At 54.2% G+C, this 15647-nt stretch carries 15 protein-coding genes; 9 read left to right on the top strand and 6 right to left on the bottom strand.

Features of this window, described 5'->3' with window-relative positions:
* The first annotated feature begins 97 nt into the window (after nucleotides 1–97).
* The gene (locus ACSF8X_RS04365) at nucleotides 98–877 is read left to right on the top strand and encodes a potassium channel family protein (protein WP_500850779.1); all 780 of its coding nucleotides are present in this window, start codon (nucleotides 98–100) and stop codon (nucleotides 875–877) included.
* A gap of 64 nt (nucleotides 878–941) precedes the next feature.
* Here ACSF8X_RS04365 and ACSF8X_RS04360 read toward each other — a convergent pair whose 3' ends face one another.
* Nucleotides 942–2459 (bottom strand): CYTH and CHAD domain-containing protein, encoded by a 1518-nt coding sequence (locus ACSF8X_RS04360; protein ID WP_047881000.1) that lies wholly within the window; start codon nucleotides 2457–2459, stop codon nucleotides 942–944.
* A gap of 183 nt (nucleotides 2460–2642) precedes the next feature.
* On the opposite strand from ACSF8X_RS04360, the gene ACSF8X_RS04355 reads away from it, so the two are divergent.
* The 3 genes from ACSF8X_RS04355 (at nucleotide 2643) to ACSF8X_RS04345 (ending at nucleotide 5368) form a co-directional block, all read left to right on the top strand.
* Nucleotides 2643–3323, top strand: coding sequence for a TIGR00153 family protein (locus ACSF8X_RS04355; protein WP_047880999.1), 681 nt, complete (start codon nucleotides 2643–2645; stop codon nucleotides 3321–3323).
* Between the two features lie 31 nt (nucleotides 3324–3354).
* Nucleotides 3355–4623 (top strand): inorganic phosphate transporter, encoded by a 1269-nt coding sequence (locus ACSF8X_RS04350; RefSeq protein ID WP_500850778.1) that lies wholly within the window; start codon nucleotides 3355–3357, stop codon nucleotides 4621–4623.
* 127 nt (nucleotides 4624–4750) lie between these two features.
* On the top strand, nucleotides 4751–5368 hold the full coding sequence (locus ACSF8X_RS04345; protein WP_047880997.1) for a TIGR04211 family SH3 domain-containing protein: 618 nt from the start codon (nucleotides 4751–4753) through the stop codon (nucleotides 5366–5368).
* A gap of 91 nt (nucleotides 5369–5459) precedes the next feature.
* Here ACSF8X_RS04345 and ACSF8X_RS04340 read toward each other — a convergent pair whose 3' ends face one another.
* Nucleotides 5460–7742, bottom strand: a complete 2283-nt coding sequence (locus ACSF8X_RS04340; RefSeq protein WP_500850777.1) for an AAA family ATPase — start codon at nucleotides 7740–7742, stop codon at nucleotides 5460–5462.
* Nucleotides 7743–7932: 190 nt separating this feature from the next.
* On the opposite strand from ACSF8X_RS04340, the gene ACSF8X_RS04335 reads away from it, so the two are divergent.
* Nucleotides 7933–9159 carry a multifunctional CCA addition/repair protein gene (locus tag ACSF8X_RS04335; RefSeq protein ID WP_500850776.1) on the top strand — a complete coding sequence of 409 codons (1227 nt, stop codon included), beginning with the start codon at nucleotides 7933–7935 and terminating at the stop codon, nucleotides 9157–9159.
* Between the two features lie 70 nt (nucleotides 9160–9229).
* Here ACSF8X_RS04335 and ACSF8X_RS04330 read toward each other — a convergent pair whose 3' ends face one another.
* From ACSF8X_RS04330 to folB, 3 genes are read right to left on the bottom strand one after another with little or no spacing between them, the layout of a single operon-like run.
* Nucleotides 9230–10033 (bottom strand): undecaprenyl-diphosphate phosphatase, encoded by an 804-nt coding sequence (locus ACSF8X_RS04330; RefSeq protein WP_500850775.1) that lies wholly within the window; start codon nucleotides 10031–10033, stop codon nucleotides 9230–9232.
* 8 nt (nucleotides 10034–10041) lie between these two features.
* Entirely contained in the window at nucleotides 10042–10527 is a 486-nt protein-coding gene (gene folK, locus ACSF8X_RS04325; RefSeq protein ID WP_500850774.1) for a 2-amino-4-hydroxy-6-hydroxymethyldihydropteridine diphosphokinase, read from the bottom strand.
* A complete protein-coding gene (folB, locus tag ACSF8X_RS04320) occupies nucleotides 10524–10877 on the bottom strand; it encodes a dihydroneopterin aldolase (protein ID WP_047880992.1) in 354 nt (117 codons plus the stop codon). The genes folK and folB overlap by 4 nt, the downstream gene beginning before the upstream one ends.
* A 214-nt stretch (nucleotides 10878–11091) precedes the next feature.
* On the opposite strand from folB, the gene plsY reads away from it, so the two are divergent.
* Nucleotides 11092–11730, top strand: coding sequence for a glycerol-3-phosphate 1-O-acyltransferase PlsY (plsY, locus tag ACSF8X_RS04315; protein ID WP_500850773.1), 639 nt, complete (start codon nucleotides 11092–11094; stop codon nucleotides 11728–11730).
* A 51-nt stretch (nucleotides 11731–11781) separates the two neighbouring features.
* On the opposite strand, the gene tsaD is transcribed toward plsY, so the two are convergent.
* Entirely contained in the window at nucleotides 11782–12798 is a 1017-nt protein-coding gene (gene tsaD / locus ACSF8X_RS04310; RefSeq protein ID WP_500850772.1) for a tRNA (adenosine(37)-N6)-threonylcarbamoyltransferase complex transferase subunit TsaD, read from the bottom strand.
* Between the two features lie 182 nt (nucleotides 12799–12980).
* On the opposite strand from tsaD, the gene rpsU reads away from it, so the two are divergent.
* The 3 genes from rpsU to dnaG all read left to right on the top strand — a co-directional run bounded on the left by rpsU (nucleotide 12981) and on the right by dnaG (nucleotide 15597).
* On the top strand, nucleotides 12981–13196 hold the full coding sequence (gene rpsU / locus ACSF8X_RS04305) for a 30S ribosomal protein S21 (protein ID WP_005301411.1): 216 nt from the start codon (nucleotides 12981–12983) through the stop codon (nucleotides 13194–13196).
* Nucleotides 13197–13223: 27 nt separating this feature from the next.
* Nucleotides 13224–13667 (top strand): GatB/YqeY domain-containing protein, encoded by a 444-nt coding sequence (locus ACSF8X_RS04300; protein WP_047880989.1) that lies wholly within the window; start codon nucleotides 13224–13226, stop codon nucleotides 13665–13667.
* 169 nt (nucleotides 13668–13836) lie between these two features.
* A complete protein-coding gene (gene dnaG, locus ACSF8X_RS04295) occupies nucleotides 13837–15597 on the top strand; it encodes a DNA primase (RefSeq protein WP_500850771.1) in 1761 nt (586 codons plus the stop codon).
* Nucleotides 15598–15647: the final 50 nt, after the last annotated feature.

Below are 15647 nucleotides of genomic sequence, written 5' to 3'. Positions count from 1 at the left end.
TATTTAGCGGTGTAAATAGGCCATTGTTTTATGATTATTTTTTCATTCACCGAATTACCCTGCATTGTACCTATCGGCCCGGAGCGACGAAAATTAAATGACAAAAAAAATTGATGCCGTCAAACACGAACTCAATCCGCTAAGCCTAATGTCGCTGGTTCTCTCCTTCCTCTCGCTGGCTATCGTGACCACCATGATCTTCCTGCCCAAGGAAAGCAGCGCCTATCATCTGCTGTTCGGGATAGACTCCTTTATCTGCCTTCTGTTCTGGTGCCAGCTATTGGGTGATTGGTCACGCAGCAGCAACAAGCGCGCATACATCAAGACCCACTGGGTCGACTTCCTCGCCAGCATCCCGGTCATCGAACAGCTCCGCTTCGCCCGAGTGTTGCAAATATTCCGGGTTTTGCGGCTCCTCAACTCAAGCAAGCAGATCCTCCGCCAGCTTCGGCGTAACCGCAGGGAAACCACTATTGCCGGTATCTTCCTACTACTGACCCTGCTGCTCTCGGTCGGCTCGTCAATGATGCTGATTTTCGAAAGCCATGTCCCCGAGTCCAATATCAAAGAAGCCGGCGATGCGCTGTGGTGGGTCTTTGTCACAATCTCTACGGTAGGCTATGGCGACCACTATCCCGTCACCGCGATGGGAAAAATCCTCGCAGCAGTGATCATTATCTGCGGGGTCGGGCTGTTCGGCATGGTTGCGGGACTGGTCAGCTCGGTAATCGCCGATCCCGAGCAGCAAAAAGAAAAAGACGCCAAGCGCCATGCCGAGGAGTGGCGCCTGATGCTGGACAACCAGCAACGCCTTATCGAGCGGCTGGAGGCCATCGAAAAGCAGTTAGGCGAGCAGAAATCGCCTCCTGCTCCCTAGATACAATAAAGCCCGGCAATATTGCCGGGCCCATAAACAAACTAGCGAGAAGGGTCAAGGATAACTAGGGCCAGTAAGGAACCAGCTCAATACCGATTGCCCGCGACTGATCCATCGCGTGGATCAATGAGTCCTCTTTGCGAACCAACCATTTCTCGAGCTGACGGCGATCTTCTTCGTCATCTTGCAGCTCAAGCAGGGAACGAGCCGGCTCAAGCAAGCGCAAGTCGTCCATACCCTGTAGCAGATCCAGCCACGGCATTCGGAACGGCCGGCGCTTGTCTTCGTCGTACAGCGCGGCAAAGCTCAGTCCGCTCATCAAATTGCGTAGCAAACGCGGCTGCTGGTCAAGATAGTCAATCCGGTTGAGCTGGCGCTCAGCAGGGAACACATCCAACAATTCCTGCCACGAACGAGCCAGGCTCTGGTCGGCAAAGTCCTTGACGTGCTCGGCCAATCTGGCGCGTCCCTTGTCATCAAGAAACGGCTGCCAGCCACGGCTGAGGATCCAGCGGCTCAAGTCGAGCAGCAAGTTGCAATAACGGGCCGACTGAATCAGCTCAAGCACCTCTTCGGTATCAGGCAAATCAGCTTGGCGAGCTTCAAGTTGTTTCATCAACGTCTTGCGGTTGTCCAGCTTACGCAGGGCATAACCTTTCTCATCAAGCAAATCGGCAATACTGGCCGCTTCGCCCAGCCATTCCAACTCGCCTTCAAGCCACTGCAGTTCCTGACGCAGCAGGGCACTGGCTCGACGCGGGATCATCCCGCCAAAGGTCACGAGTGTCTGGCGCAACAGGCTCAGCGCCTGCTGGATTTGCTCCAGCGCCGCAACATCTTGCCGTTCGGCAAAAATCTGCTCATGGTAATGCCAATGGCCGAGAGCATGCTCGAGGGTTTTCACCAACACGGCCTCAACACTTTCGTCTCCGGCCAGCGGAACGATATCCAACGGCTTGATCGCATCCCCGGTATAATCCGCGGCCAAGCGATAACCTCGGGCTGCCTTGCTCAAGTTGCCCAGACGCATTCCACCGTCGGTACATAGCTCGCGGGCAAGCGCGAACAGAGCCTCGGTCTGGCCTGATTTGAGTTCAAGCTCAACTTCACAGATTGCATCTGTCTTGCCATCGGCACTCACGCAACCCTGATCAAAGGCCAACTCAACCTGACTGCCGTCGGGCATCGCAATTAACCATTGCTGACGAACAAAATCGGTTGAAAACAGCGGCTGTAACTGCTGCTGAACATGAGCAACATCGAAGCCTTCGGGCCAGGCATCGGCCGGGTGGAGGGTCAATTCAGGCGAACTGCTGCGGGTTTCCGCATTGTATTCAGGGCGCTGATGCAAGCCAGCGACAACACGGCCGGCCGTTTTCAATGTCTGAACCAAGACATCATCAAAACGGCGGATACGCAAGCCGATATCATGCTGGCGAAGAATTTGGTCTGGGGTGTCGAAGTAGACGTTGCCTAACTCACGACGGCTTTGCTGCAGAATCTTCGCTTCAGTAATTTTGTGCAATAACTGACTGGAAAATTCTGGTGAGACGAAAAACTTCAGTTCTATCTCGGTTTCCATAGTCCTACCTATAAACAGTGGCAAACCAAGGATATTGGCAATTTCGTCCCGGGGCAAGCACGAAATATAAACAAAACCTTGATCGAAATTAGTTCCCCTATACTTACTTATGCGTTAACATGCGCGCCTTAATGACCATCGCTCAAGAATTCGCCAATTAGGCTCTTTCTAGGTTATTCGGCTATGCCAGTAAATACGATCATGGGGCTCTTTGCTAAATCCCCAATAAAACCATTGCAACGCCACGTTACACGCGTAAATGAGTGTTGCGAACTTCTCGTGCCCTTCTTCGAAGCCTGCAAGGCTGGAGACTGGGATAAAGCGACGGCGCTCCGAGAGCAGATATCGCAGCTTGAAAAAGATGCGGACGTGCTCAAACGAGAGATCCGTCTGAAGCTTCCTCGCGGTCTGTTTATGCCAGTCGACCGGACTGACATGCTCGGCCTTCTCACCCAGCAGGACAAGCTTGCCAACCTCGCCAAAGATATCGCAGGCCGAGTGTTGGGTCGCCAACTGCAAATTCCTTCCGAAATGTACCCTGACTTCCTTGCCTATGTTCAGCGCTGTCTGGACTCAGCCAACCAAGCAAATCGCGTTATCAACGAGCTCGACGAATTGCTTGAAACTGGCTTCAAAGGCCGAGAAGTAACGCTTGTTGCGGAAATGATCAACCAGCTAGACGTGATCGAAGACGACACTGACAGTATGCAGATCAAGCTTCGCCAACAACTGATGTCCATCGAAGACCAATACAGTCCGGTGGATGTGATGTTCCTTTACAAGATTCTCGAGTGGGTTGGTGCTATTGCCGACCAGGCGCAGCGCGTCGGCTCACGTCTTGAAATCATGCTATCGCGCTCATAGCGAAAGAGTGTAACAAAAACAAGGTTTTACAATGGAAATCCTGTCTAACTACGGCACCATGATTATTTTGGTGGCGGCTTTTTTTGGTCTTTTGATGGCTATTGGTATTGGTGCGAATGACGTTGCCAATGCAATGGGTACTTCTGTTGGCTCAAAAGCATTAACAGTTAAGCAAGCGATCATCATTGCGATGATTTTTGAATTTGCGGGTGCGTATCTTGCCGGTGGTGAGGTAACGGACACAATCCGTAAAGGCGTCGTTGATATGTCTTTCTTTGCTGATAAACCAGAGGTACTGGTTTACGGCATGATGTCAGCATTGTTGGCAGCGGGTACTTGGCTACTGCTTGCCTCTTACATGGGCTGGCCGGTATCAACCACCCACTCCATCATCGGTGCAATCATTGGTTTTGCGTGTATTTCTGTCGGCCCTGAAGCGGTTTCATGGGGTTCGGTAAAAGGCATCGTCGGCAGCTGGCTTATCACACCGTTGATTTCCGGCCTGTTCGCCTATGGTATTTTCGTGAGCGCCCAGCGTCTCATTTTTGATACGGATACCCCGCTAATCAATGCCAAGCGCTTCGTACCCGTCTACATGTTCATCACTGCGATGGTTATCGCACTGGTAACGATCAAGAAAGGTCTGAAGCACGTTGGTCTTCACTTGTCGAACAACGAAGCTTGGATGGCCTCTATCGCTATATCAACCATTGTAATGCTTTTGGGTTACCTATACATCAGCCGCAAATACACTGACGACGGTTCATCTGTCGACAGCAACGGCTACGCCGGTGTTGAGCGCGTATTCAGCCTGCTAATGGTTGTAACGGCTTGTGCGATGGCATTTGCCCACGGCTCTAACGACGTTGCCAATGCGATCGGTCCTCTATCTGCGGTTGTTGCAACTGTCGAGAGTGCAGGCCAGCTGGCTGCGGAAACAACCATTGCATGGTGGATCCTTCCTCTTGGCGGTATCGGTATCGTTATCGGCCTTGCGACTATGGGCCACAAGGTAATGGCGACTGTTGGTACCGGTATTACCGAACTGACACCTAGCCGTGGCTTTGCCGCCCAGCTAGCAACAGCCTCAACCGTTGTTCTTGCATCAGGTACAGGTCTGCCAATTTCAACCACCCAAACGCTTGTGGGCGGTGTGATCGGTGTTGCCTTTGCCCGTGGTATTGCAGCCCTGAACTTAGGTGTTGTCCGCAATATCGTTGCGTCTTGGGTTATCACTTTGCCGGCAGGTGCCCTACTGGCAGTGATCTTCTTCTACGCAATGCAAGCAATGTTCGGTTAATTAACGTCAAATCGGGCTCGAGATCAAAAAGAGGGAGGCAGTGCCTCCCTCTTTTCTTGAACCCGCCGTACAAAGTTTTTAGACTTTGTCATCTTAAGAAAAACAGGCTCTCCCAAGGAATCAGATTGTGAAGCAGTTAATCAGCTTACTATTATTTGCTTGCGTCATGGCAACCATGCCAGCAAAAGCAGAGCAGGCCCGGTATATCTCCGATAACCTGTTTACTTATATGCACAAAGGCCCTAGCACCCAGTTCCGGATCATCGGCAGTGTCAATGCGGGAACCAAAGTTACCCTGCTGGAAACCAACCGCGATACCGGTTTTGGTAAAATCCGTGACGACCGAGGCCGTATTGGCTGGGTTAACGGTGACTTCATTTCTAAGCAGGTTGGTCTTAAAGAGCGCGTTCCTGCGCTGGAAAACGAACTGACCAAAGTCAAGGCGCAGCTAGCTGATGCGCTGCAATCTGGCGATGAGAAAACGGCAACCTTGCAGAGCACACTGCAAATGCGCACCGAGCAAATCACCGAGCTGGAGACCCAGAGCAGCCACCTTAACGAGCAGCTGATGACGTCCCAGACCGAAATTCGCGAACTGCGTGCCAAGCTTGATACTCAGAAAGATGACCTGCTGATGCGCTGGTTCACCTACGGCGGTATGGTTGCCGGCGGTGGCTTGCTATTTGGCCTGTTACTGCCACATATCATCCCGCGCCGTCGCAAGCGCAACAACGGCTGGGCTTAACCTAGCTATCCCCGCATACAAAAAGGCAGCCTCGCGGCTGCCTTTTTTATTTCGCCTTGTCACTTAATGACGACCATTCGGAACTGGGTGACTACCATTCAGAAAGTGCCGGCATCGACACATGGTACGACTCGAAGTCGAACACTACCCGGCGAGGCTCAATGCTGCGCAGCAACACCCCTGGGGCGATACTGTCACCTTCAAAAGCCTCCTTGCCATTAACCTTCACCCAGCGACTCTCCTTATTCGACGAGTAAATATGGGTTTGGAAGTTCAGCGTCGGGATCCTGTTCTGTACCGCAACGGGCAAATCCGCGATATCAATCGTATCGGCACCCTTCGCCTTCTCTTCTACCGCCACCGGCTCTTCTGCAGGCAGCTCCCCATCACTGGTTGCGGCAATCGCCGACTTCAGGTGAGAAGCCAACTCCGGTGACATATCGGAGTAATCAATCGCATTGAGATCCCAGCCCTCATCACCGCTCTGATCGGCCTGATGGCTGATAAGAGCCGGAGGCTCAGCCCCTGTCTGTCCAGCAGCCTGAGCTTGCGGGGTCGATGATGGCTCCAGCGGAACCAAGCGGCTGTACAATGGCAATGGCTCAGCATCAAGTACCGGGTAGGCCATTGCCGTGATCTCGACTGGCAACTGCTGCGAATTATCCAGCGGCTCCTGCGCCGTTGCTTGCGGCTGCAAGGTCGGCCCCGGCAGGTTCATAGCAGCATCGACCACCATCAAGGTACGCGGCCCGGCAATACCGTCCACCGACAATCCCTGGGCCTTTTGGAAACGTCGCAACTTCTCCAGCAAGCCTTGGCCGAAAATATCATCACGGCTTTGCTGGACACCCAGCAAGGCACTTAGCTGATCATCCAACCAACGAACCCGGGGCCCCTGCTGGCCATAGCGGATCGCCCCCTTATCTCCAAGCGGCGGACGCCACAGCAAGGTGTATTCCCCATCCCATCGGGCCGCAAGCCACTCCGGTTTCACAGAAACCCGTTGGTTAGCCAGTAATAGCTCAACGCTATCTCTTCGCACCGCATACAGAATCGCATAGTATGGGATACCACCGGGCTCCGTCAGCGTTAAGATGGCAGTCCGGTTAATCAGCCCTAGCTGCTCAAGATCACCCTGCCCCTTGTAACAGCTCAAACCGACACGGCCGCTTGACTCACAGTTGGCTTGACTCAGCTGAGTGTCATAGCCCCACATCCGGTATAGCGACTGCATCGCATGCCGCTCGGAGGCGGACTGATTCACCAGATGCATCCAATTCACCGCAGCCTGGCGCGGATCATAGACTGGCTGGCTCGGTTGCTGAGCGACGATCTCCTGCACGGCTTCCGCCACAACAGCAGCGGGAGTCGGCGACACTGGCTGGCTCGCAACCACAGGCAGTGCGGACACACTCGCGGTGCTGTCGGGCTGCTTGCCATCTCCCGACCATAGCGCCAAGCCGTAACCGGCCCCAAGTACCGCCACACCGGCCACCGCGGCAGCCAATGGCAGCATAAAGCGCTTGTTGCCCTGCTTTTTCGTCTCCACCGACTTGAGTGTCGGCAACTGCCAGTCCAGCACTTCCTGACAGGCCTGCTCCACCAGCTCCTTCGGGATCTGGTGCATGCTGCGCTGGAAACCGAGCTGCATCGCCTTGTCGCAGACAAGATTGATCAAACGCGGGATCCCCCCCGTCGCCTTGGCAATGATCTGGTTGTTGGCAGTGCTGAACACATTATGCAGGCAGTCAACCGCCCGCAAACGGTAGTTGATATATTCGCTGACTTCTTCTTGAGTCAGGGGCAGCAGGTGATAACGGGATGTGATCCGCTGCGCCAGCTGGCGCAAACGCTCCTGCTGCAATAGCTGCTGCAACTCAGGCTGGCCAACCAACACCACCTTGAGCAGCTTGATGCTGTCGGTTTCGAGGTTGGTCAGCAGGCGTAGCTGCTCGAGCACATCCGGCATCAGGTGCTGGGCCTCATCAATCAGCAATAGGCTCTGGGTGCCGTTTTTATGGTTATCGAGCAGGTGCTGGTAAATAGCGTCAGTCATCTGCTTGACCGTCGCACTTTCTGGGTACGAGATGCCGAACTCATCACAGATACTCGCCAGCAGCTCCAGCGTGGTATAGGACGGGTTAAGGATCACCGCAACCTGAGTCTCCTGCGGCAGCCGGGTGACCAGCGCCCGCAAAACCGTGGTTTTCCCGGTGCCCACTTCCCCCGTCAGCAAGCCGAAACCGCCCCCGCCGCTCAAGCTGGAGAGCATATGCGTCAACGCCTCGCGATGGCGCTCACTCAGATAAAGAAAACGCGCGCTGGGAACAATTGAGAAGGGGGGCTCCGATATCCCGTAGAAATCCCTATACATACCATCGTATCTCTTGATTGGAACATGGGTTGATTATACTTAACGTTACTTGTCACTTATACCATTGTATAGCCCTTTCCAGACAGACACCTGCCTCTCTTGGTCAGCTTGGCACGTTGCTCACAGGATTCGTGCTAAGCTGCTGTTTTGATATACTTGTGTCATATCTGTCGTGCATAAGGGGAATACATTGCAAATTTATTTGGTAGGCGGGGCCGTTCGCGACGCCCTTCTTGGGCTGAGCGTCAAAGATCAGGATTGGGTGGTAGTCGGCGCGACCCCGGAACAAATGCTGGAACAAGGCTACACTCAGGTCGGCAGCGACTTCCCTGTATTCCTCCACCCCAAAAACAAACAGGAATATGCCCTGGCCCGAACCGAGCGCAAGTCAGGCAAAGGCTATACCGGGTTTGTTTGCCATTCGGCACCCGATGTGACGCTTGAGCAAGATCTCATGCGCCGCGACCTGACTATCAACGCCATCGCCAAGGCTGACGACGGCACCCTGATCGATCCCTATAACGGTCAGCACGATTTGCAACAGCGCCTCCTGCGCCATGTGTCACCCGCTTTCATCGAAGATCCGCTCCGCGTGCTACGTGTCGCACGCTTTGCCGCGCGTTTTGCCCATCTCGGATTTACCGTTGCCCCAGAAACCATGGCTCTGATGCAAGACATGGTCGTAGCCGGTGAGCTGGCAGCCCTGACCCCAGAGCGCGTATGGCAGGAGTGGGAACGTTCGCTCCAGACCGCCAATCCTGAGATCTTCCTCAGGGTACTGCGCCAATGTGGCGCGCTAGGGGTGATCATGCCTGAAATCGACAATCTTTTCGGCGTGCCGCAACCTAAAAAATGGCACCCGGAGATCGACTGTGGCATCCATACCTTGCTCGTTGCCGAGCAGGCCGCCTTGCTAAGTGATGATCCCGTGATCCGCTTTACGGCACAAGTCCATGATCTGGGCAAGGCGCTCACCCCGGAAGAAGAATGGCCGAGCCACAAGCTGCACTGCCAAACTGGGCTTGGGGCAATCAAGACGCTCTGCCAGCGCCTGAGAGTCCCCAACGACTACCGAGATACTGCATTGATGGTCTGCGCCCAGCACACCAAGATCCACAATGCCGATATCCTGCGCCCAGCTACCTTCATCAAGATCTTCGACCAGATCGATGCCTGGCGCAAACCGGAGCGGGTTGCCCAGCTGGCAACCTGCTGCCTCGCCGACGTACGAGGCCGGACCGGTTTCGAAACCGCCCCCTACCCACAGGCTGAAATCCTCCAAGGCGCTTTCGCCGCCGCTCTGGAAGTCGAAGTAAAACCGATTATCGACGCAGGCTTCAAAGGCAAGGATATCAAGGATCAACTTGCCATCCGCCGCACAGCCGCCGTCGAACAAGCTCTTACCACCCTGCGCTAAGAGCCCACAGGGCCGCCAACAGGCACAAAAAAGCCCGGCATGATGCCGGGCTTTTTGCTTGCCGTGAAACTTACTGCATCATCAGGAATGCCAATAGGCCACCACCGAGCAACAAACGGTAAAGAACAAACGGCAGCATCCCCAATCGGGTTACCAATTTAAGGAATACGTGGATACAGGCATAGGCGCTGACAAACGACACCGCAATGCCGATCGCCAGCGTATCAACTTGTACTGGAGCGCCACTGCTAACCAACTTCATCCCCAAATAACCGCCCGCCAGCAAAATGATCGGGATTGACATCAAGAACGAAAAGCGCGCTGCCGCCTCACGGGTAAAACCAAGGTAGAGCGCAGCGGTCATGGTCGCTCCAGAACGCGATGTCCCCGGGATCATCGCGGCCGCCTGCGACAGCCCGATAAACAACGAGCGTTTCCAGTCAGCCTGGTATTCGTCGTCGGTCTGTTTGGCACGCACATCCACCCACCATAGCAACAGGCCAAACACGATGGTCGTCACCGCGATCACCCACGCCGAGCGCAGGTAGAGCTCGATGATATCTTTCATAAACAGGCCGAAAATACAGGCCGGGATCGTCGCAATCACGATCATCCAGGCCAATTTTGATTCGGCTGAATGCTGCTTCTTGAAGATCGAGCCGAACCAGGCCGACAACAAGGCGACCACTTCCTTGCGAAAGTAGCCAATCACCGCCGCCAAGGTACCGACATGTACCGCGACATCGAAGGCCAGCCCCTGATCGGCCCAGCCCAGTATCGCTGACGGCAGGATCAAATGCGCCGAGCTGGAAATCGGCAGAAATTCGGTCAGTCCCTGAATAAGAGCCAGCGCAAAAGCTTCAAAGGTTGTCATAGTCATCCTTAAACAACAAAATCGTCCACAGGCCACAGTGCCTGCTCAAAACTCGATAAGTGCCATAGCTGCGCCACGGTACGCCCATCGCCGGGCAGCACCAGTGCCGGAGCTAATTCCATTAATGGCTGAAGAACAAAAGCAAATTTGTAGATGTCACTGCGCGGCAGAACCGGATACTCCTCGCGAACCTCATCGCCGTACAGCAAGACATCGAGATCCAGTGTACGACTTTGATTTTTCTTTGCATCCGGCTCGCGCCCGTACTTCAGTTCAATCTGCTTTAATACCTGCAAGAGGCTATCTAGCGACAGCGACGTTTCGATGGCAGCCACACAATTAAAAAATTGCGGTCCGTCAAAGCCAACCGCCTCGGCCTCGTAGACCGTAGAGACGCGCATTCCCTGCCCCAGCGCGGCCAATTCCAGCAAACCCTGACGCAAGTGATAGTCCCGTTCGATGTTCGAGCCGAGGCTGATATAAACCGTGGTCACCGACTACCCCGTTCAATGACAACCCCGACCCCGCGGGCATTGGCTACTGCACCCGGCTTGGTCACCCGGACCCGAATCCAAGGCACGCCGAAGCGAGACATAATCAAGCCAGCCACTTCCTCGGCCACACGCTCAACCAACAAGAAACGCCCTTCCTGAATGAAAGTCGTCACCGCCTCACTGACCGCCGCGTAATCCAAGGCCAACATCACGTCATCGTTTTGCGCAGCCGGGCGGTTGTCGTGAGCCATTTCCAAATCAAGCACCAGTTTTTGCTTGATTTCCTGCTCCCAGTCATAAACACCGATAGTGGCAATGACTTCAAGTTGTTCGATAAATACTGAGTCCATGTTCAATCGCTAATTCGTACTAGTGGTCGGATACCAAATTTGAGCAATAACGCGTATTATCAGGTCGGAAACGACGATATACTACTGCTTTGATTTACAAGCTCATCAGGTTGCCTATGAGCTGCGGCCAGCACTATAACACAGGAAACTGGCCAACGTGTAATCAACAAAATGGACACCAAAAGCGCCCCGGCGCCAGCAAGCGGATCACTGCATGACACCACTCGTACTCCTGATCATCATCGGGGCCTACCTTCTGGGCTCAGTCTCCAGCGCCGTGCTGATCAGCCGCCTGTGCCGCCTACCCGATCCCCGCGAGTCAGGTTCCGGCAATCCCGGCGCCACCAATGTCCTTCGTTTGGGAGGACGAGGAGCCGCCGCTGCGGTTCTCGTCTGCGATATTCTCAAGGGGATGCTCCCAGTCTGGATCAGCTACTTCCTCGGCATCAACCCGTTCCTACTCGGTTTTATCGGCATTGCGGCCTGCCTTGGGCATATCTATCCGATTTTCTTTCATTTCCGGGGCGGAAAAGGGGTGGCCACCGCCCTCGGCGCACTGGCACCGATTGGATGGGATCTGAGCGGGTTGCTAATTGGCACCTGGCTGCTGACCGTGCTGGTCACTGGCTATTCGTCGTTGGGCTCAATGGTCACGGCACTGGCCGCACCGCTGTTCACCTGGTGGGTAAAGCCCGAATACACCCTGCCGGTGGCAATGCTATCGTGCCTAATTGTATTTCGCCACCATGACAATCTCCGGCGGCTACTGGAGGGAAGCGAGAGCAAGATCTGGACAAAATTCAGCCGTACCAAACCCTCTACCAGTAACGAGTCCCACAAAGACCCTTCCTGATGCGGATTTGACACGGCCAAATTCGGATCAACTAACCCTCTGCCACAAGCATTACTTGATCGGCTTTAGCTGGTCGATTGGCCAGCGAGGGAAGGCTTTAACACCGAGATCCATCGTTTCCTGGTTCTTCAAACGCTGCATGCCCGCATAGGCAATCATCGCCCCGTTATCGGTACAGAACTCTGTCCTCGGGTAGAACACTTCACCGTTCATCTTGCGCATCATCTCTTCGAGTTGTGCGCGCAGGTGTTTGTTGGCACTCACGCCACCGGCAATCACCAAGCGCTTGAAGCCAGTTTGCTTCAGGGCACGCTTGCACTTGATCGCCAAGGTATCCACCACGGCTTCCTGAAACGCATAAGCGATATCGGCGCGAGTCTGCTCGTCGTCATCATTGGCGCGAATGGTATTGGCAGCAAATGTCTTCAGGCCGGAGAAGCTAAAATCCAGCCCCGGACGATCGGTCATCGGACGCGGGAAGGAAAAGCGACCCGGCGTGCCATTTTCGGCCAAGCGAGACAGCAGCGGACCACCTGGATAGTCCAGCCCCATCAGCTTGGCGGTCTTGTCAAATGCCTCACCGGCGGCATCGTCAATCGACTCGCCGAGGATCTGATATTCACCAATTCCTTTCACTTCCACCATCATGGTATGGCCGCCAGAAACCAGCAGCGCCACGAACGGAAATGCCGGCGGATTATCCTCCAGCATCGGGGCCAACAAGTGGCCTTCCATGTGGTGAACAGCCACTGCAGGGAGGTTCCATGCATAGGCCAAACTACGACCGATAGTTGCGCCAACCAGCAGCGCGCCAACCAAGCCCGGTCCCGCGGTATAAGCGACGCCGTCGAGATCAGCCGGGGTCAGGCCAGCCGCATTCAGCGCCTCTTTAATCAGCGGAATGGTTTTCTTCACATGGTCGCGCGAGGCCAATTCCGGCACCACACCACCATAATCAGCATGCAGTTTTACCTGGCTGTAAAGTTCGTGTGCCAGCAGGCCTTTTTCATCATCGAAAATCGCCACACCTGTTTCGTCACAGGAGGTTTCGATGCCCAGTATACGCATAACAACCTCTATACTTATGGTAATTGAGGGCAATACTACCGCCCTTGACAGAAATTAACCAGTTCGGGGATGCAGAATGCTTTACAAACGCCCCCAGATCAGATTAGAATTTCGCACCATTTTTAATCAGCTGACACTTTTTGAACGTCAGCGTTAATGAATCACTCTGAGGTGAGTATTACATGCCAGTAATCAAAGTACGTGAAAACGAACCGTTTGACGTAGCACTACGTCGTTTCAAGCGCTCTTGCGAAAAAGCAGGTATCCTTTCAGAAGTACGTCGTCGTGAACACTTCGAAAAGCCTACTACTGTACGTAAGCGTGCTAAAGCAGCGGCTGTTAAGCGTCACCTGAAGAAATTGGCTCGCGAAAACGCGCGTCGCGTTCGTCTGTACTAATCAACTGATTAACAGAAGGAACGTGCTATGACTCTGATTGAACGTCTTAAAGACGAACAAAAGGCGGCAATGAAGGCGAAGGACAAACCTCGTCTTGGTGCTATCCGTCTGGCTCTTGCTGCAATTAAACAGCGCGAAGTTGACGAAAAGATCACTCTTTCCGATGACGACGTACTGGCGGTACTGACCAAGATGGTTAAGCAACGCCGTGACTCTGTTGCTCAATATGAAGCGGCAGATCGTCAGGATCTTGCTGATGTCGAGCTTGCTGAAATCAGCGTACTGGAAGAGTTCATGCCACAGCCACTAAGCGATGATGAAATCGTTGCTCTGCTGGATGAGGCTATTGCTGCTACCGGTGCTGCCAGCATGCAGGACATGGGCAAACTGATGGCGGAGCTTAAGCCAAAAGTTCAGGGTCGTGCCGATATGGGTAAAATTAGCCAGTTGGTGAAAGCCAAGCTAGGTTAATCCACACCCTATTTCTGCAACAAGCCGTGCTATCCGGTTTCGGAATGCGCGGCTTGTTTGTATTCTAGCTCCAGACTTTTTACACTGTACGTCAAACCAAAGGGCTACCTCCCCAGCGAGTCCTTTGGTTTGGCCCATCATCCACTGACTCTCAGGTACCGCACACGCTATGGCAGGCAAAATCCCACGATCTTTTATCGATGATCTCATCGCAAGGCATGACATCGTAGATATTGTGGATGCCCGGGTAAAACTGAAAAAGCAGGGCAAGAATTTCGGTGCCTGCTGCCCGTTCCATAACGAGAAAACCCCCTCCTTTTCCGTCAGCCAGGAAAAGCAGTTCTACCACTGCTTCGGCTGCGGCGCGCACGGTAACGTCCTCGACTTCGTAATGGAGTTCGATCGGCTTGAGTTTGTCGAAGCCATTGAAGAGCTCGCCTCACAAGTCGGGCTAGAAGTCCCTCGCGAACAAGGCAGTGGCGGCGGGCGGCCTGAAGCCCGAACCAAAGAAAAGCTCGGGATGTACGAGATGATGGCCCACATTGGCCAGTTCTACCAATCCCAACTCCGTACCCCCGATGGCGGTATCGCGGTTGACTACCTCAAGGGCCGCGGCCTCTCGGGTGAAATCGTCCAGAAATTCGGGATCGGCTTTGTACCAGACCAATGGGACTTGGTGCGCCAGCGCTTTGGCCGTGATATGGACAGCCAGCAGATGCTTGTGACCGCAGGCATGCTGATCGAAAATGACAACGGCCGCCGCTATGATCGCTTCCGTGGCCGGGTGATGTTCCCTATCCGCGACCGCCGCGGCCGTGTCATCGGCTTTGGCGGCCGGGTATTGGGTGACGGCACGCCGAAATACCTCAACTCACCCGAAACCCCTATTTTCCACAAAGGGCGTGAACTGTACGGCTTGTACGAGGTTCTGCAAGCCCATCGTGAACCAGAACGCCTGCTTGTGGTCGAAGGGTATATGGATGTCGTCGCGCTGGCACAATTCGGCGTCGACTACGCCGTCGCCTCGCTCGGCACCTCGACCACCGGCGACCATGTCCAGACCCTGTTTCGCCAGACCGGTACCGTGGTTTGCTGCTATGATGGCGACCGTGCCGGCCGCGATGCGGCGTGGCGAGCAATGGAGCAGGCACTTCCGTACCTCAATGACGGCCGCCAGCTGAAGTTTATGTTCTTGCCTGACGGCGAAGACCCGGATACCTATATCCGCCAGTACGGCCGCGAGGGCTTCGAGCAGCAAATCGATCAGGCAATGACGCTGTCCGATTTCATGTTCACCACCTTGCTCCAGCAGGTAGACACCAGCAGCAACGAAGGCAAGGCCAAGCTCAGCACCCTCGCCGTACCGCTCATAGAGAAAGTACCCGGCGGGACGCTGCGCCTATATCTGCGCGAAATGCTGGGCAAGAAGCTCGGCCTGCCCGACGAGAGCCAGCTCCAGCAGTTGATCTCCCGAATGGGAAGCGAAAGCACCAAAAAAGCAGGCCAACCGGAAATTAAACGCACACCGATGCGCGAGGTGGTCGCGTTGTTGATCCAGCACCCAGAATTCGTTAACAGCCTCGAATTTGATATGGCGGCATTTGAAGGGATCGAGGTGCCTGGACTAAATTTATTGATATCTATTGTTGAAAAATGCCGCAGCAACCCCAATATCAGAACAGGCCAATTACTTGAGAACTGGCGCGGAAGCAATAGCGAAGCCATGCTGGCCCGATTGGCCGCGTGGGAGCTTCCCCTCAACAAGGATGAGGACAATACGCTAGATGTATTTTTGGACGCGATGGATAAAGTTATCGATCAGTGCGTCAAACAACAAATCGAAAAGTTGCAGGCTAAATCGAGAACCATCGGCTTATCAGTCGAAGAGAAGCGGGAATTGCAGTTACTCATACTCAACCGTCCCGGCTAGTAAGTAGTCAACAATTAAGACATTTGTTATAATTACTGGTTTGCATCTCT

The organism is Photobacterium panuliri (genome assembly GCF_059920555.1).
Note: the sequence above shows the minus strand (reverse complement) of the source record. Positions and strands in the feature narration are given on the sequence as shown.

Excerpts from the sequence above, each read along its gene's own strand:
- ACSF8X_RS04365 (WP_500850779.1), top strand. The coding sequence starts at position 98 with ATGACAAAAAAAATTGATGCCGTCAAACACGAACTCAATCCGCTAAGC.
- ACSF8X_RS04360 (WP_047881000.1), bottom strand. The coding sequence starts at position 2,459 with ATGGAAACCGAGATAGAACTGAAGTTTTTCGTCTCACCAGAATTTTCC.
- ACSF8X_RS04355 (WP_047880999.1), top strand. The coding sequence starts at position 2,643 with ATGCCAGTAAATACGATCATGGGGCTCTTTGCTAAATCCCCAATAAAA.
- ACSF8X_RS04350 (WP_500850778.1), top strand. The coding sequence starts at position 3,355 with ATGGAAATCCTGTCTAACTACGGCACCATGATTATTTTGGTGGCGGCT.
- ACSF8X_RS04340 (WP_500850777.1), bottom strand. The coding sequence starts at position 7,742 with ATGTATAGGGATTTCTACGGGATATCGGAGCCCCCCTTCTCAATTGTT.
- ACSF8X_RS04330 (WP_500850775.1), bottom strand. The coding sequence starts at position 10,033 with ATGACAACCTTTGAAGCTTTTGCGCTGGCTCTTATTCAGGGACTGACC.
- folB (WP_047880992.1), bottom strand. The coding sequence starts at position 10,877 with ATGGACTCAGTATTTATCGAACAACTTGAAGTCATTGCCACTATCGGT.
- plsY (WP_500850773.1), top strand. The coding sequence starts at position 11,092 with ATGACACCACTCGTACTCCTGATCATCATCGGGGCCTACCTTCTGGGC.
- tsaD (WP_500850772.1), bottom strand. The coding sequence starts at position 12,798 with ATGCGTATACTGGGCATCGAAACCTCCTGTGACGAAACAGGTGTGGCG.
- rpsU (WP_005301411.1), top strand. The coding sequence starts at position 12,981 with ATGCCAGTAATCAAAGTACGTGAAAACGAACCGTTTGACGTAGCACTA.
- ACSF8X_RS04300 (WP_047880989.1), top strand. The coding sequence starts at position 13,224 with ATGACTCTGATTGAACGTCTTAAAGACGAACAAAAGGCGGCAATGAAG.
- dnaG (WP_500850771.1), top strand. The coding sequence starts at position 13,837 with ATGGCAGGCAAAATCCCACGATCTTTTATCGATGATCTCATCGCAAGG.